We start from the raw sequence: 16,144 nt of genomic DNA on the forward strand, positions 1-16,144 counted from the left end.
GCACTTACCTTTGGGTAAGAACGGGTATTATATCTAAGAAATTCTCGCAGAGGTACTCTGGATTGAAATCAGCGAGGTTTTCACCTTGGTTATAGCCATAACTGAGTGCGACAACGTCAACCTTAGCAGCTTTTGCTGCCAAAATATCACTTTTTGAGTCGCCTATCATAACCGCTTTGGCTGGGCTGACATCTAATTGCTGACAAGCAAATAGTAAAGGCTCAGGTGATGGTTTCTTTGCCATATCATCACCACATACAATCAACTGAAAATGACTAGTCAGTGAAAGCTTATCAAGTAACTTTTCGGTAAAACGACGTGCCTTATTGGTGATCACCACTTTAGGAATACCAGCAAGTGCAGCAAGCCCAGTTTCTACATGTTGATAAAGCGCACTGTAGTCACCTACAACTTGGTCATAGTGCTGATAAAACAAATTAATTGCACGCTCAGTAAGGGCTTCATCTAAATGCTCACTGATTTGCATATCGCCACTTAAACCACGCTTTACAAGTGTTTCTATGCCATTACCTACCCAGCTCTCAACTAGCTTTTGTGTAACAACCGGAAATGCGAGGTCAGTTAGAGTCAGATTCATCGCAATGTATAAATCATAAACACTGTCGACTAAGGTGCCATCTAAATCGAAAAATGCCGCATCGTATTTCATGACTCAACCTTTGCAAGCTCGCTGCGCATCGCATCGATAACCGCTTTGTAATCTGGTTGATTGAAAATCGCTGAGCCTGAAACAAACATATCAGCGCCCGCTTCTGCAATTTCAGCAATGTTATCAACACCAACGCCACCATCAACTTCTAAACGAATATTGCGACCTGAGTCATCAATAATTTTACGCGCTTGACGAAGCTTTTCGAGGGTATGAGGAATAAAGCTTTGGCCGCCAAAGCCAGGGTTAACCGACATTAATAGCACTACATCAACTTTATCGAGCACGTGCTCAAGGTAGCTAAGGCTGGTTGCAGGATTAAATACAAGCCCTGCTTGGCAACCACTGTCTTTTATAAGTTGCAAGGTACGGTCAATATGCTCGCTAGCTTCTGGATGAAAGCTAATAATAGAAGCGCCTGCTTCAGCAAAGTCGGGAATTAAGCGATCGACAGGCTTAACCATAAGATGCACATCTATCGGGGCTGTAATACCGTAATCGCGCAGTGCTTTACAAATCATTGGGCCAAAGGTTAGGTTTGGCACATAATGGTTATCCATCACATCAAAATGTACAACATCTGCCCCACTTGCGAGTACACGATCAACATCTTCACCTAAACGGGCAAAGTCAGCTGATAAAATAGAAGGGGCTATTAAATACTTTTGTAATGTTTCCAACATGAGAGATTCCATCATAATTTGTGACTGCAAGAAGAGCGCATAATGTAACCCAATCGACAGCTGATTAAAACACCACAGCTAACTGTTAAAACGCTATTACTCAAGGCTAATCCTTTTAGCTTATTGAATTAATGTAAATTTAATCAAAAATTGAACAATCGTTCTATTCAGCTGCTTGCATAAATGCATTTAAATGAAACAAAATATAAACATAAAATTTACTTTAAAAGACTAATTTTATTAAATTTTTATTTAATTCAGCCGTAATTAAGTTTGTTATTTGAGCAATTGTTATGTATGCTTGTCTAAATAACACAAACAAGGGTTATTCTCATGCGTGCTTTTAAAATAGGGATCTTAATCGCGTCCGCACTTACGGTTGCTGCGTTTGTATCTTTTTCATCTGCTGATGAAGACGACTTTTTAGCAGCGGCGTCTGGCTGCTCATGCAATACGCTTAACGTATCATCATCTTCTGCTCAATGTATGAAAGCAGAACAAGAAACAGGATGGTTTTCTTGGTTAACGGGTGATAGCCGCAGCGCTCAGTTCCATTATCTTGATTTACTTGAGTTATTAACAAGTAGTGAAGAGTCAAAGAAAGTTAGCGGTTTAGGTTCTAAGTTCTAAATCGCATGAACAAATTCATTAGTGCATTACAAAGTGTCTTTGCGGCATTTTTTGGTGTGCAATCAGAAAATAAGCGTCAAGCTGACTTTAAAGAGCATTCGCTCAGTACTATTATCGTCATTGCCCTCGTTTTATTCAGCCTGTTTGTAGCAGCGATTTATTTCACCGTTTCTTTGGTGCTAAATACATAGCCATTAGCTCATTCACTTTATTGCGTGAACCGCCCTTCGGGCTAATCGTGCGCTTTACCTGAATTTCATCCAGTGATGCTTGGCTGTAGATCTTACGAGTCCACACCGTATCGTGGTTAGAAATAAGTACCGGCGTGTTATTTTCGAATGCAGCCTGCTCAGCTAAATTCGCCAAGTTAGCTTGATCATCTAAATTGAAACCGCCTTTAGCGTAAGAAGTAAATGAAGCTGTTTTACTCAACGGCACATAAGGTGGATCGCAATACACTACCGCATTATTAGGAATAAGCTTAAAGACTTCATCATAGCCTAAACACGTAAAGGTGGCTTGCTGGGCTTTTTCAGCAAAGAAGTGCATTTCTTTTTCAGGAAAATACGGGCGCTTATATTTACCAAAAGGAACGTTAAAAATACCTTTAAGATTGTAGCGGCACAGACCGTTATAACCATGACGATTCATGTATAAGAATAAAATTGCGCGCTCATACACATCGCTGCTCTGATTAAACTGAACACGGTACTCATAATAGGCTTCAGGATGGTTATTGAGCTCTACAAATAGTTTTTTTGCATCGCTAATAAATTCGTCAGGCGTTCGCTTTAGCTCGGTGTACAGGTTGATCAGATCCGCATTAATATCATTTAAAATATAATGCTTAAAATCAGTATTGAGGAATACAGAGCCAGCACCAACGAAAGGTTCAACTAAGGTGTCAGCATCCATACTCGCTTGCTTTAAGCGGGTACGAATATCTTCAACTAGGCTGTATTTTCCACCCGCCCATTTAAGGAAGGCTCTGGTCTTTTGCTGCATCTGCTCTTAACTTCAATTCGGTGTTGCGCGATTTTACACTAATCAGTTTTAATTTACTGATTTAGTGAAGCGATTTCTTGTTTAATTTTACTTATTTTTTTATAAAACGGCTGATTTTTACGCACATTATCAGAAAGTGTTGTTACGCCCTTCTTAGCCTCATTCAGTGTGGCATAACTGCCATAAGTGACAATCCACCAAAGCTTACCGCTCCGTAAGCTTTGGTAAGTATTTACCTGCCCTTGCAAGCCATTTTCATTAATAAACTTATCACTGATCTCTTGCTTAGTGACCGCTAGTAATTGGATTACAAAATTGTCGTCTGGCTGAGACAAATACCATGCATTCCCAACTAATGGCTGCTCTGGCTCAATTGCAGACTCAGCATCGCTGATGCTGGCTGCTACAACTTCATCTGCCATTGGTTGCTCAGTCTCTTGTGCTATTGGCTCTGCTGGCAAAAGGCTATCAACAATCGCAGCCACGTTATTGTTATGACTTTCATTGTTATGGTTTTTACTGTCAGAGCCATCAACTGGCAACTCGGTTTCCAGAGTCGTGTTGTTATCATCATTAGTAGCAACTGGCTGCTGGGCTTGAGACTCATCTTGAGCTTGTTCTAGAACAGGCTCTTTGCTTGCTTCTGGGCTATTTATTACTGCTTCTGCAGGCAGTGCTGTTGCCACAGAGCTTGTTGTATCTTGTTGGTAATGTGCTTTCCACCACTCGGTCATATCAGCTTTATATAAAAAGCCAATGATCAACAGCATGGTTGTGATTAAGAGCAAAATTAAATAAAGCAGTTTATAGCTTTTCTCGGGTGTACGAATATCCGCAGTTTGCTGTTCAGGCTGCCAAGCTAGCAATAAGGCAGGGTTACCATGCGCTTCTTGTAAAAATGTGCGAAAAACTGGGTCTTCTTCAACAGGTAGGTTATCGAAAAACCAACGCATAAGTTGCTTACTTTCGCTCAAGTTAAGCGCTTCAAGGTGAATTTCGACCGCTTGGCTAAACTGGCCGACCGATTGTGATGCAATCAATATGTATAACGTGCTCGGGCTTTGCTTGGCAAGAATTTCTAATTGCTGAATTAACTCTTCAGATAAATGACGCCCTCCATCAATCACCCATAAACAATCACCACAAGGCTGTTGCTTATAGAGTTGATAGAAGTTTTCAGACAAACTTAAAGAATGATCAATTAGCGGATTGCTAAAGCTTTGTTCTAACAGTTCAGTCATAAACTGTTGGTCGGTCATTTTTCCAGACAACTGAACAAACGCTTTATTAAAGTCGAGGTATTTATCAGTAATGAAGGTTTCTAATAAATAGCTTTTACCAAGGCCTGACGGGCCAAGTAAGCAAATTAGATTTTGCCCATATTCAAACTGCAGAGCGATTCGATCAACTAGCGCAGCACGGCTAGGCAATATTTGCGATTGCATTAGCGCGCTATTAAATCACAAACCTGCTGATCAGTAACATCACTTACCAGCGCACATTGACCAAATTGAGTAGGTAGAATAAAGCGAATCGTACCTTTTTTGTTTTTCTTATCTTTACGCATGTGCGTTAAAAACTGCTCGCTTGTCATTTCTGCCGGAATATCGACTGGTAAATCATACTCAGCAATCAATTTAACAATGCGTTCAACTTCTGCAGTAGTTAAGTCATCACGGGTATGTGCAAGGCGTGCTGCCAGCACCATACCTGCCGCAACGGCTTCGCCGTGTAGCCAGTTACCGTAACCCATTTGTGCTTCAATAGCGTGGCCAAAGGTATGCCCAAGATTAAGTAATGCGCGTAAACCGGCTTCTTTTTCGTCCTGTGCAACTATCAAAGCTTTGATTTCACAACAACGGTAAATCACATGCTGCAATGTTTGCTCATCAAGTGATTTAAGATTAGCGATATTTTGCTCTAGGTAAGAAAATAGCTCTGTGTCGTAAATAAGGCCGTATTTAATGACTTCTGCCATACCGGCTGCGAATTCACGCTCAGGTAAAGTATGCAACGATTGCGTATCGATAAACACGGCTTGCGGCTGATAAAATGCACCAATCATGTTTTTACCAAGTGGATGGTTTACTGCCGTTTTGCCACCAACCGATGAATCCACTTGCGAAAGCAAGGTAGTTGGTACTTGAATAAAAGGCACGCCACGCTGATAACATGCAGCAACAAAACCAGTTAAGTCACCTACAACACCGCCACCTAAGGCAATAAGGCAAGTATCACGACCACAGTTATGTTCAAGTAAGAACGCCGATATCTTTTCAAACCACTCAAGTGATTTGTATTGCTCACCATCAGGGATAATAAAAGATAACGGGTTAAGATCAGCCAACGACGTCATTACATTGTCAAGATATAAAGGTGCAATGGTGTCGTTGGTGATAATGATAGGTCGACAATCGCCGATGTGCTCGCGTAGCCGACCAGTCTCTTTAAGAGCAGATTGACCAATATAAATAGGATAACTTCGCTCGTCCAAATTAACTGTTAATTCAAGCATAGCTAGTTTCCTTTTTATTATTGGTTTTTAAAAATCTAATTTCTCGATGATTTGATTAGCAACAACTTTCGCGCTTTGCTCATCAGTGCGGACAACAAAATCAGCAACTTCTTTGTATAACGGTTCGCGTTCTTCAGCTAAGCGTTCTAATACATCACGCGGTGCTTCTTCTGTTTGCAATAATGGGCGACGCTTGTCGCGCTGCGTGCGTGCAACTTGCTTTTCGATTGGTGTCTCTAGGTATACAACGATACCGCGAGCAGATAGCTTGTTACGCACTTCTTTACTGATCACAGAACCACCACCAGTAGCAAGAACAATACCTTGCATCTCAGTTAGGTCTGAAATTACAGTTTCTTCACGAAGTCGAAAGCCCTCTTCACCCTCAAGATCGAATACCCAAGCAATGTCTGCTCCAGTACGACGCTCGATCTCTTGATCTGAATCGAAAAATTCAAGGTGTAATTGGTCAGCAATGTGACGACCAATTGTGCTTTTGCCAGCCCCCATAGGGCCCACTAGAAATATATTACGTTTCTCAGCCATATCTTTTTAGTACAAACGAACTCTAAAATTTGAAATAAAACCCCGCCTAACGACCTGGCCCCAAAATTAAGGAGGGGATTATCTCAGTAATTGCTTGGGTATTTCAAGTCAATTAGCATAAAAAGCTAGATAACGAGCAATTAAACATGCTAATTGCTCGTTGCTTAAGAAAAAATCACTTAATCGATTTGAATTTTTGGTGTTACAAAGATTAACAGCTCTTTCTTCTCGTTAAATTCACTCGTACTTTTGAACAATACGCCTAAGTAAGGAATATCGCCTAACAGAGGTACTTTCTTAGTTGAGTTAACGATTTGCTGTTGGAAGATACCACCAAGCACCACAGTTTGGCCGTTTTCTACTAATACCTGAGTTTGAATTTCTTGGGTATTAATTGCTACAGCAGAACCTGTTGGTGTTTGTACTGTATCACCACGCGTGTCTTGCGTGATAACGAGATCTAAAATCACTTTGTTATCAGGGGTGATATGTGGCGTTACTTCTAAGCTCAATACTGCTTTTTTGAAGGTTACTGTCGTTGCACCACTTGATGCTGCTTCAACGTAAGGGATCTCAGTACCTTGCTCAATACGGGCTTTTTGTTGGTTAGCCGTCGTAATACGAGGACTTGCGATAATCTCACCACGGTTCTCTTCTTCAAGGGCACTTAACTCTAAATCTAATATTGTGCCGTTAGCTAATTTAGCTACTTGAACACCAATACTACCCGCAGGGCTAGAAACCGGTAAGTTAACATTTAAGCGGTCAGAAATACTTGGGATATTATCGTAAGAGCCAGCACCAAACATGCCACCAGCGCCCTCTAATGTGCCAGAGATAGCACCGTCGCTACCTACATCGCTGATACCCCAGCGCACACCTAAGTCTTCTTGCACATTATCATTCACTGTTACCATGCGTGATTCAATCACCACTTGCTTAACAGGAATATCTAAGGTTTCCACCATACGGCGCACGCTTTCGATGCTTTTCGCTGTATCTTTGATAAGTAAGGTATTAGTACGTTTATCAACAGACACACTGCCTCGCGCAGAAATAATGCTGTTGGTGTCTGTTTTCAATAAGTCAGCAAACTCTTCAGCTTTAGCATAGTTAAGGCGGATATATTCACTGTAAAGTGGCTCTAAATCCTCAACTTGCTGTTTTGCCTTAAGCTCTTTTGCTTCACGTGCGGCAAGCTCTTCTGATGGTGCAACCATCAAAATAGTACCGTCCATGCGCTTATCAAGACCTTTAATTTTAAGCACAACATCAAGTGCCTGATCCCAAGGAACACCATCTAAACGCAATGTGATATTGCCTGTAACTGAGTCACTGGTTACTAAATTAAACTCGTTATAGCCCGCAATAATCTGTAGCACAGAGCGAATTGGAATATCTTGGAAGTTAAGGCTCATTGGGCGACCTTGATATTCAATACCGCCTTCGAGGTAGGCGCGCTGTGTATCATCTTTTTCAACAGTTAGCGTAAAGATATTTTCAATTTGTTGATGAGTAAACTTAAACGCTGCATTTGGTTCAACCACAATGCGCGTCATATTACCTTCTTTGAAGGTTTCGATGTTACTTACAACCGTACCAAAATCCATCACATCTAATTGATACAATAAGTCGTCTAAAATATCAGTGTGGTGGAACTCTGCAATAATTTTGCCGCCACTCTCATGAACATCAATTGCTGCTTGCGTATCTTGTAAAAAAACTAACAGGCGAGCTTCGCCTTTCTCACCACGGCGAAAATCAATCGACTGTACTGTATTAATAAAGTTGCTAGACGCTGTCAGTCCATCCGCTGAATCATCCGTTGCGATTGGGTTATCTGAAACATGCAAAGTAACGATATTGTCTTTCGCCATTGTTTTATAAATTTTTAGCTTATCTAACGTTACAACAACTTTTAAACCGTCTGCGGTCAAGGTGCTGGTTACATGCTGGATACCTGCTTGGTTAACTGGCACATCACGCACTTCATTATCAACACCTACATTGCTGAAAAGCATTTCAATACGAGCAGGGGCGTTATATACCTGAACTTTTGGTTCAAATGTTAGCGCTTCATCAAATACTAGCTGTAATTGTGTTTCACCTTTCATTAGCGGGTTATAACGTACGTCATACAGTAAAGGGGCAGCGATTGCTGTCTGCGTCAAAATTAAGGCTAATGCAGCTAACATGAATTTATGCATGTGTTTTAACCAAGCCATTCCTTTATGCATCTTCTTTTTACCTTTCATAAGATTAACTTGCACCATTTGTTTCCGCCTCTAACATTTCTAGCTTAGTCAGGCGCTCTTTCCAACAACCAGCCCCATCCGGGATTAATTCTAATAATTCTATATAATTGTCGTGCACTTGTTTAATTTCACCATGATACAAACCAATATAATTACCTACAGTAACTCGATAAAGCGTATCGTCTGCAGCTTTTATTAGCGCCCACGTATTACCAACACGGCCAATAGTTCCTTGCATAACAAGGTTATCTAGCGGGTACTTTTCAAGTGGTTGACGAACACGATCAGGGTCTGGGTGTAAGCAGTTTTTAACTTGCACTAAATTGCTCTGAATAATTTCCGGTTTAGGCGCCACAAATGGACTACGTAATTTTCCGGCATTATAAGCAAAGTGCTCGAACTTAGTGATCTCAGGAATCGGCTCAACTTTAGGTGTTGTACTTGCTTTAACTTGATCAATAAACTCTTTTTGTTCTGAAGTATCATCATTACACGCGCTAAGTACAAGTGTCATGGCAATAATTAAGGGAAGCTTTTTCATTTTTTAGTGCCCCCTTCATAACGATAAGTCTTAGCAACAACACTAAAAGTGAGTTCATTATTGCCGAGAGTTTGGATTGTAAAGTCATGCAAACTTACAATTCGCGGTAACTGAGCAACTTTACCAACAAATTCACCAAATTCATGGTACGTCCCGACGACTTCTATTTTAATTGGCAGCTCTGTATAAAACTCTTTTTCCACTTCAGGTAACCAGCCAATTTTCAAAAACGTCAAACCACTAGTAGTGCCAACGTAAGATAAGTCGTCTAACAAACCAGGTGTCTCGTTCGAGGTTGGTAAGCGCTTTAATAGCTGCGAGAACTTATCTTCCATCTCAACCATTTGCTGGCGATAAATCTCTAAATTACTCGCAATAGCATATTTTGCTTTATATGTTTGGCGTAGCTCGGTTTCTTTGGCTACAGCACTGTGATAACTGGCGATTTCGTCAGAAACTAATAAGCTGTAACTAAAGTATAAAACCAGCGCAGCCACAAACGCACAGCACAGAGCTTTAACAGCAATAGGCCAATCGCCCATGTTTTCAAGCTCAATTTCATTCCAATCTATGTCTGTTAACGCTTTGATATCAAGGTTCATTGCGTGCCTCACCTATCTGATCAAATGGTTTAACGTAAAAATCCATATTAAAGTCACTCAATAATCTTGAGGTTTGTTCACCTGCGACAATACCTTGCATAATAGGTCGTTCTAATAAATATGAGCTCTGAACTTGACGCAGCATGGTAGATAAACGGTTATTTGATTCACTGCGACCAATTACATGAATGCGGTCATCACGACGTTCAAGTTTCGTTAAATAAACCCCAGCAGGAACAATCTTGGCGACTTCATCCATGATTTGTGTACCTAGGTTACGGTTACTTTGTAGCTCTTCGATTAGACGCATACGCTGTTGTAAGTTTTCTTTTTTCTTATCAAGTTCGTTAATTTCACGAATACGTTGGTTCAATAAAGCGATTTCTGTATTCAAAAAGTTATTTTTTACATTTTGCCCATCGCGTAATCCGCCATAAAAAGAACTTAGTAAATACATACTTAAGAAGCTAATAACAACAACACCAAACAACACAGTGACGAACTTATTTTGTGAGTCTTTTCTTTGTTGTTCGCGCCAAGGCAGCAGATTTATATGTGGCATGATGAAAAGCTCCTTAATGCCAATCCTGTGGCTATCGCAAATTGAGTGCGGTGACGCTGCAACATATTGCGATCAATCTTTGGCGAAATTTCAATGTTAGCAAATGGCTCTGCAACAACAGTGTGAATGCCTAGCTCTTCAATTAGGAGCCTGTCTAAGCCTTCGATCATAGCAGTGCCGCCAGTCAGGACAATGTAATCAACTTGATCTTTACCACTGGTTGTTAAGAACATCTGCACTGCACGACGAACTTGTTGCAATAATGAAGTTTGGAATGGGGCTAAAACTTCGAAGGTATAATTTGGTGGTAAATCACCTGTAGTTTTACCAATTTCAGCTTCATCAAAGCTTTTGTTGTAATACGCAACAATGCTATTGGTATACTGGTCGCCACCAAATACTTGGTCACGGGTGTAAATTGTTTCACCTTCTTGTACAACGCTAACAAGCATCAGCACAGCACCAATATCAACCACAGCGACACATTTATTGTATGCATCACTAGGTAATTGTTGATAATACACATCCATTGCTCGACTTAGCGCATAAGTTTCTACATCGACAACCGCAGCTTTTAAGTTGGCTGTTTCAAGAGCACCAACTCGCGCTTGCACACTTTCAGTTCGCGCAGCAGAGAGAAGAACATTCACTTTACTTGGATCAGCTTCATTGATGGCAAGTTTTTCAAAATCGATATTTACTTCATCAAGTGGATATGGGATTAAACTATCAGCTTCGATGGCAATTTGTGACTCTAATTCAGCATCTGTTAATGATACATCCATAAAAATCACTTTCGTAATTACAGTTTGACCTGAAACAGCTACTGCTGCGGTTTGCACTGATTTAGGAATTTTTCTTTTTAGTTTAGCGATAACATTACCTATCGCTTCTATGTCTTGAATAGAACGCTCAGACATAGCGCCTTTAGGCATAGGTTCAATAGCTAACGCTTCAAGCCGCAAACCTGCGTCTGTCTCTTGCAACAACACTGCTTTTATACAGTGCGATCCGATGTCGATTCCTACCATCATAGATGAAGGCTTTTTAAATAGCTGACTTAGCATGTTTGCAACTTGGCCTTTGTTTTAATAATAAACAAGTTATAATTTTTATCTGAAAAAATATTATTCATTTTTTAATCAATATATACTAGCAGTCTCCGATTCTAATTGGGAGTCCATTTAGGGAAAATATAAGTGATTTTATTAAAGCGAACTTTACAATTTATTATCATCTGCTCATTTTTAGGACTAATCACTTTAGTTGGTCTATACTATTACGTTAAACCTGATATTCCTAGCGTACAGGTTCTAAAAGACGTTCAATTACAGACACCTATGCAGGTATTCTCACGTGATGGATTATTGATTAACCAATTCGGTGAAAAACGCCGCATTCCCGTTACAATAGACCAAATCCCCCAACCATTAATCGATGCAATTTTAGCAACAGAAGATAACCGTTTTTACGAGCATATTGGTATCGATCCAATTGGTATCGTACGTTCAGCCATTGTACTCATATCTACAGGCGAAAAGAAACAAGGCGCAAGTACTATAACCATGCAGCTTGCCCGTAACTTCTTCTTAACTAGAGAAAAAGCATACATTCGTAAGGTCAAAGAGATCTTCATTGCTTTACATATCGAAAGTATATTAACTAAAGACGAAATCCTCGAATTATATTTAAATAAAATTGAATTAGGTAACCGCGCTTTTGGTATTGGTGCAGCAGCACAAGTTTACTACGGCAAAGACCTCAATGAGCTTACTTTAGCGCAAATGGCGATGATCGCTGGCTTACCTAAGGCTCCTTCAGCCCTTAACCCTATTCGCAACCCTGTACGCGCAAAGGCACGTCGCAACGTTGTACTAGGCCGTATGTATACCGAAAAGTATATTACACAGAGTGAATACGAAGAGGCTATCAATGCACCAATTACAGCTAAATTCCATGGTGCAGAAATTGAAGTGTACGCCCCTTATATCTCTGAGATGGTGCGTGCTGAAATGGTTGAACGCTATGGTCATGAGCGTGCTTACAATACTGGTTTTAAAGTTTACACCAGTGTTGATTCAAATATTCAGCAAGCTGCACAAGATGCCATTGTTGATAATCTACACGCTTACGACATGCGTCATGGCTACCGTGGTGCTACGGCTCAGTTATGGGACAGTGAAAACGAAAGTCCACTTAACCAAGAAGAGATCTTATCTAAATTAAAAGATGTCAAAGAGTTTGGTCCACTATTAGCTGGTGTTGTCACTAATGTCGCTGAGCAATCAATTGATGTGCTATTAAAAAGCGGCGAACAAGTGACGGTTGAGTGGGATGGTCTAAAATGGGCACGCAAATATATTACCCGTTACCGTCAAAGTTTCGCACCAAAAACGGCTACTGAAATTTTATCAGCGGGAGCGCAAATTTGGCTGCGTAAAAATGCAGATGAAAGCTACATTCTTAGCCAAGTGCCAGAAGCATCGAGCGCACTTGTTTCACTTGACCCACAAGATGGTCGTATTAAAGCCATTGTCGGTGGTTACAGCTTTGAACAAAGCCAATACAATCGCGCAGTTCAAGCAAAACGCCAGGTTGGTTCAAACATCAAGCCATTTATTTATTCAGCAGCACTTGAAAACGGCTACACACTCGCTTCAATTCTTAACGATGCACCAATTAATCAATGGGATAAAAGCCAAGGTGTAGCATGGCGCCCTAAGAATAGCCCGGCGGTTTATAATGGCCCTATCCGAATTCGCCGTGCACTCGCTCAATCGAAAAACGTAATTTCTGTGCGTCTGTTACGTGGTGTTGGCCTTGAACGTACTGCAGATCACTTACTAAAGTTTGGTTTTTTAAATAGTGATATTAATCGTAGCGAGTCATTGGCCCTAGGTAGTGCCTCAATCACTCCTCTTGAACTAGCTCGCGGGATGAGTACTTTCGCCAATGGCGGCCACTTAATTACCCCTTACTTTATTTCTGAAATTCAGGATTCTGCTGGTAATGTGTTATTCAAAACAGAGCCAGAACTGGCCTGTGATGAACCAGAGCAAGTTGTTACACCAGAGTTTGCATCATTAGATGATAACCAATTGGATCAAGCACAAAGTGTGAGCACGCCACGTTGTGCTCCGCGTATCATTTCAAAGCAAAATGCATTCTTAATTTCGCAAGCTATGCACAGCGCAATTTGGGGTGGTGGTAGCTGGACTCACAAAACAGGCTGGAGTGGTACAGGTTGGCGTGCACAGGCCCTTGACCGCCGTGATCTAGCAGGTAAAACAGGTACCACCAATGACTCGGTTGATACCTGGTTCAGTGGCTTTAACCGCAATGTGATGACCTCGGTATGGGTTGGTTTTGATAACCCAGGAAAAGCCCTTGGCCGTTCGACCTACAATAGTAACCTCGATAAGTCACAAATCTCTGGTGCAGAATCGGGTGCTAAAACCGCGCAACCTGCATGGGTCGACTTTATGCGTGCTGCCCTCGATGGCATGCCAGAAGCACCTATTGAGTTTCCTGAAGGTTTGGTATCGGTTCGTATCGACTTAGCAACAGGTCTTTTAAGCCATAAGAATGACTATACCAGTCGTTTTGAATACTTTATCAAAGGAACAGCACCAACCAAGTACGTACTTGATCAACCAACAGACGTATTTGAAGAAAAGCTCACCACAGAGGAAGAGTTGTTCTAAATAACTAAGTTGCTATAAGACATAAAAAAGCGCCCTTCTGGGCGCTTTTTGCTTAGCTATTTAAACTAAGATCAGCAAAATTATTTTAGGTTATTTACCAGCCAATATAGGTCTGAATGAACCCCAGCGGCAGTGACTTCTTTACCCGCTCCAGGGCCTTGGATCACCAACGCATTATCTGTATACCACTGTGAATTGATCACAAAAATGTTATCGCCCGGTTTAAGGCTGGCTAATACATCATCTTTACCAACATTGACTAAACCAACCTGAGCCTGAACCTTACCATCAACGAGTGTAATAGCACCGGTGTAGCGCACCACTTTGTCTTCTGCCGCAGCTTGGGCTGCTTTTTCTGTCATGAATTCATCGAGTAGCTGTTTGTTTGCAAGAAAATCTTGCCAGCTACCTGCAGCAAGCTGTTCAGGCATTAGTGGTGTCAAAGCAATATCATCTAGCTCTAAATCAAGGCCTAGATCACGCGCTAAAATCAGTAGTTTACGCTGCATATCACGGCCAGATAAGTCTTCACGAGGATCTGGCTCTGTATAGCCCATTTGCTGAGCTTGAAGCACTAAATCTGAAAACGGCACGCTGCCATCATAACTGCTACATAACCACGATAAAGTACCCGAGAATACCCCTTCAATACGGTTAATGCTGTCTCCGCTATTTTGCAAATCAGCTAAAGCAAAGTTAATCGGTAAACCTGCGCCCACACTGGTGTTATAACGCCACAACAAGTTTCGCTCAGCCAAATTAGTGCGTAGGTTTTGATACCAGCTATTTTCTGCGGTACCCGCATATTTGTTTGCACTGATCAAATGACAGTTAAGCTCTACAAAATCAGGATACAACTGACTAAAAGCCTCACTGGCAGTGATATCAATCACCACTTTGTGCTCATAATCTAGCTCATTGATACGTGCTAATAACTCAGCTTTGTCGTAGCTTTGCGCTTCATTATGCCACTGCTCTTGCCATGTTTCGGTATTTAAACCACTAGCACTAAAAAGCATTTGCTTAGAGCGTAAAAGAGCTACTACTTTTACTTTGTACTGAGCAGATAAACGAGCAAACTGAGTTTGTAGTTGCGATAAAAACACTTCGCCTACATTACCAAGGCCAGCAACAATAATAGCAAGCTCTTGACCTTTGTTTACCAGCTTGTCATGTAGAAGAGTTAAAACATCACTATCAATTGCCTGATCGTTTAAGATCAACACATAGTTATCGTCTTGTTGTACAAAACGAGGATGAATGCTTTGCTCTTTTAAAAGCGCTGTTGCTTGCTCTGTCAGCGCAATTACATCAGCCGTTGGTGCAACCACTGCACAACCACTTAAATTTGACTCGACAATATTGGCACGGCCCGCTAAGTGGCTGACAACTTGGTGAGTGCTTTGACCTGGCACTAATAAGTAAGTATCTCCATCTTTAGTAAAGTGGTGCAGGCTGTGTTGAATTAATTGACTAAGCTCACCGACTTCACCACTGCTTAGTTTATCAACCCGTAATAAATCTATGTTATCTAAGGTAGTAATAAAACGCTTTGCTTTACTATAACCTTCTTTGACTACTTCGGTTGGCGTTGCATCACAATCAAAACTACTTCTTACCACCAATTTAATTTCTGTGTCTTTTAAAGGCGACAAGGTTTTTGCATGCAATACTGGGTTACCTAAACGCGCTAATAAGTTAGCTTGCTCGCGGCACACCTTGGCATACTTAACTGCATTTTTAACTTTACGAGGGTCAGTACTAAATACCCCTTGTGTGTCTGTCCAGATAGACACTTGCTTAGCAAAAGTATAACTCGCTAACAAAGTGGCACTGTAATCACTACCATTGCGGCCTAATGTCACCGTATTACCTTGGCAATCTGCAGCTATAAAACCCGTTACTACGTTGATATGTGTTCTGCTAATCGCATCACTGCATTGCTGTTGGTTTTTTTGATGTAAAAGCTGACCATCATTTAGAGTAAATAGCTGCCTTGCATCAACATCTTGCGCATCAACACCTAACTGATTTAGGTAAGCGGCCAATAACCGCGCCGACCACACTTCACCATGAGCAAGTAAAGGTGCTTCAAGTAACTGCTGCTGACTAATTAATTCATTTAATACGGCAAGTTCATCTTTTAACTGTGCCAAAGCCTGTTGTTTATTCTGACCTGTAAGTAGCTGCTCAATTAAAGCCCGTTGATTGTTATCAATAAGCAATAGAATATCGCTAACAGCCTGGCTATCTTGCTGCTGGTAACTTTGCCAAAGCTTTACCAGAGTATCGGTTGTTTTACCCGATGCCGACACAACGATGCAATCGCCCTGCTCAGTATTCGCAAGAACAATGTTCGCTACCGCATGGTAACGATCTGCCGAGCTTAAGCTTGAGCCACCAAATTTATGAACAATATTTACCATTTCTT

At 41.1% G+C, this 16,144-nt stretch carries 15 protein-coding genes; 3 read left to right on the forward strand and 12 right to left on the reverse strand.

The genetic code is table 11. The features are described 5' to 3' along the window. Nucleotides 1–4 precede the first annotated feature (4 nt). Nucleotides 5–670 carry a phosphoglycolate phosphatase gene (locus PASHI_RS13315; RefSeq protein WP_062565998.1) on the reverse strand — a complete coding sequence of 222 codons (666 nt, stop codon included), beginning with the start codon at nucleotides 668–670 and terminating at the stop codon, nucleotides 5–7. Further along, on the reverse strand, nucleotides 667–1,353 hold the full coding sequence (gene rpe / locus PASHI_RS13320) for a ribulose-phosphate 3-epimerase (protein ID WP_054563342.1): 687 nt from the start codon (nucleotides 1,351–1,353) through the stop codon (nucleotides 667–669). Before rpe ends, PASHI_RS13315 begins: the two co-directional genes overlap by 4 nt. Before the next feature lie 333 nt (nucleotides 1,354–1,686). Between rpe and PASHI_RS13325 the strand changes: the two genes are divergently transcribed. Next, complete coding sequence (locus PASHI_RS13325; RefSeq protein WP_062565999.1) at nucleotides 1,687–1,983, forward strand: hypothetical protein; 297 nt, start codon at nucleotides 1,687–1,689, stop codon at nucleotides 1,981–1,983. 5 nt (nucleotides 1,984–1,988) lie between these two features. Continuing rightward, the gene (locus PASHI_RS13330; protein ID WP_054563341.1) at nucleotides 1,989–2,174 is read left to right on the forward strand and encodes a DUF2970 domain-containing protein; all 186 of its coding nucleotides are present in this window, start codon (nucleotides 1,989–1,991) and stop codon (nucleotides 2,172–2,174) included. On the opposite strand, the gene PASHI_RS13335 is transcribed toward PASHI_RS13330, so the two are convergent. From PASHI_RS13335 to PASHI_RS13375, 9 genes are all read right to left on the reverse strand, one after another. Further along, the gene (locus PASHI_RS13335; protein ID WP_054563340.1) at nucleotides 2,146–2,988 is read right to left on the reverse strand and encodes a Dam family site-specific DNA-(adenine-N6)-methyltransferase; all 843 of its coding nucleotides are present in this window, start codon (nucleotides 2,986–2,988) and stop codon (nucleotides 2,146–2,148) included. The genes PASHI_RS13330 and PASHI_RS13335 overlap by 29 nt on opposite strands. A 53-nt stretch (nucleotides 2,989–3,041) precedes the next feature. Continuing rightward, the gene (locus PASHI_RS13340) at nucleotides 3,042–4,433 is read right to left on the reverse strand and encodes an SPOR domain-containing protein (RefSeq protein ID WP_062566000.1); all 1,392 of its coding nucleotides are present in this window, start codon (nucleotides 4,431–4,433) and stop codon (nucleotides 3,042–3,044) included. Further along, nucleotides 4,433–5,503 (reverse strand): 3-dehydroquinate synthase, encoded by a 1,071-nt coding sequence (gene aroB, locus PASHI_RS13345; protein WP_062566001.1) that lies wholly within the window; start codon nucleotides 5,501–5,503, stop codon nucleotides 4,433–4,435. Before aroB ends, PASHI_RS13340 begins: the two co-directional genes overlap by 1 nt. Nucleotides 5,504–5,530: 27 nt before the next feature. After that, nucleotides 5,531–6,049 (reverse strand): shikimate kinase AroK, encoded by a 519-nt coding sequence (gene aroK / locus PASHI_RS13350; RefSeq protein WP_036973192.1) that lies wholly within the window; start codon nucleotides 6,047–6,049, stop codon nucleotides 5,531–5,533. Between the two features lie 179 nt (nucleotides 6,050–6,228). Beyond that, nucleotides 6,229–8,322, reverse strand: a complete 2,094-nt coding sequence (locus PASHI_RS13355) for a type IV pilus secretin PilQ (RefSeq protein WP_082401713.1) — start codon at nucleotides 8,320–8,322, stop codon at nucleotides 6,229–6,231. Next, on the reverse strand, nucleotides 8,309–8,845 hold the full coding sequence (locus PASHI_RS13360; RefSeq protein WP_054563337.1) for a pilus assembly protein PilP: 537 nt from the start codon (nucleotides 8,843–8,845) through the stop codon (nucleotides 8,309–8,311). The genes PASHI_RS13355 and PASHI_RS13360 overlap by 14 nt, the downstream gene beginning before the upstream one ends. Next, a complete protein-coding gene (locus PASHI_RS13365) occupies nucleotides 8,842–9,447 on the reverse strand; it encodes a type IV pilus inner membrane component PilO (protein ID WP_054563336.1) in 606 nt (201 codons plus the stop codon). The genes PASHI_RS13360 and PASHI_RS13365 overlap by 4 nt, the downstream gene beginning before the upstream one ends. Beyond that, nucleotides 9,437–10,009, reverse strand: coding sequence for a PilN domain-containing protein (locus PASHI_RS13370; protein ID WP_055021382.1), 573 nt, complete (start codon nucleotides 10,007–10,009; stop codon nucleotides 9,437–9,439). The genes PASHI_RS13365 and PASHI_RS13370 overlap by 11 nt, the downstream gene beginning before the upstream one ends. Next, complete coding sequence (locus PASHI_RS13375) at nucleotides 9,997–11,076, reverse strand: pilus assembly protein PilM (RefSeq protein WP_054563334.1); 1,080 nt, start codon at nucleotides 11,074–11,076, stop codon at nucleotides 9,997–9,999. The genes PASHI_RS13370 and PASHI_RS13375 overlap by 13 nt, the downstream gene beginning before the upstream one ends. Nucleotides 11,077–11,208: 132 nt before the next feature. On the opposite strand from PASHI_RS13375, the gene PASHI_RS13380 reads away from it, so the two are divergent. Then, nucleotides 11,209–13,713 carry a penicillin-binding protein 1A gene (locus tag PASHI_RS13380; protein WP_062566002.1) on the forward strand — a complete coding sequence of 835 codons (2,505 nt, stop codon included), beginning with the start codon at nucleotides 11,209–11,211 and terminating at the stop codon, nucleotides 13,711–13,713. A gap of 80 nt (nucleotides 13,714–13,793) precedes the next feature. Here the strand turns inward: PASHI_RS13380 and metL are convergent, their stop codons facing one another. Next, complete coding sequence (metL, locus tag PASHI_RS13385; protein WP_062566003.1) at nucleotides 13,794–16,139, reverse strand: bifunctional aspartate kinase/homoserine dehydrogenase II; 2,346 nt, start codon at nucleotides 16,137–16,139, stop codon at nucleotides 13,794–13,796. Nucleotides 16,140–16,144 lie beyond the last annotated feature (5 nt).

This window comes from Pseudoalteromonas shioyasakiensis, from assembly GCF_001550135.1.
GTDB lineage: Bacteria > Pseudomonadota > Gammaproteobacteria > Enterobacterales > Alteromonadaceae > Pseudoalteromonas > Pseudoalteromonas shioyasakiensis.

Excerpts from the sequence above, each read along its gene's own strand:
- PASHI_RS13315 (WP_062565998.1), bottom strand. The coding sequence starts at position 670 with ATGAAATACGATGCGGCATTTTTCGATTTAGATGGCACCTTAGTCGAC.
- rpe (WP_054563342.1), bottom strand. The coding sequence starts at position 1,353 with ATGTTGGAAACATTACAAAAGTATTTAATAGCCCCTTCTATTTTATCA.
- PASHI_RS13325 (WP_062565999.1), top strand. The coding sequence starts at position 1,687 with ATGCGTGCTTTTAAAATAGGGATCTTAATCGCGTCCGCACTTACGGTT.
- PASHI_RS13330 (WP_054563341.1), top strand. The coding sequence starts at position 1,989 with ATGAACAAATTCATTAGTGCATTACAAAGTGTCTTTGCGGCATTTTTT.
- PASHI_RS13335 (WP_054563340.1), bottom strand. The coding sequence starts at position 2,988 with ATGCAGCAAAAGACCAGAGCCTTCCTTAAATGGGCGGGTGGAAAATAC.
- PASHI_RS13340 (WP_062566000.1), bottom strand. The coding sequence starts at position 4,433 with ATGCAATCGCAAATATTGCCTAGCCGTGCTGCGCTAGTTGATCGAATC.
- aroB (WP_062566001.1), bottom strand. The coding sequence starts at position 5,503 with ATGCTTGAATTAACAGTTAATTTGGACGAGCGAAGTTATCCTATTTAT.
- aroK (WP_036973192.1), bottom strand. The coding sequence starts at position 6,049 with ATGGCTGAGAAACGTAATATATTTCTAGTGGGCCCTATGGGGGCTGGC.
- PASHI_RS13355 (WP_082401713.1), bottom strand. The coding sequence starts at position 8,322 with ATGGTGCAAGTTAATCTTATGAAAGGTAAAAAGAAGATGCATAAAGGA.
- PASHI_RS13360 (WP_054563337.1), bottom strand. The coding sequence starts at position 8,845 with ATGAAAAAGCTTCCCTTAATTATTGCCATGACACTTGTACTTAGCGCG.
- PASHI_RS13365 (WP_054563336.1), bottom strand. The coding sequence starts at position 9,447 with ATGAACCTTGATATCAAAGCGTTAACAGACATAGATTGGAATGAAATT.
- PASHI_RS13370 (WP_055021382.1), bottom strand. The coding sequence starts at position 10,009 with ATGCCACATATAAATCTGCTGCCTTGGCGCGAACAACAAAGAAAAGAC.
- PASHI_RS13375 (WP_054563334.1), bottom strand. The coding sequence starts at position 11,076 with ATGCTAAGTCAGCTATTTAAAAAGCCTTCATCTATGATGGTAGGAATC.
- metL (WP_062566003.1), bottom strand. The coding sequence starts at position 16,139 with ATGGTAAATATTGTTCATAAATTTGGTGGCTCAAGCTTAAGCTCGGCA.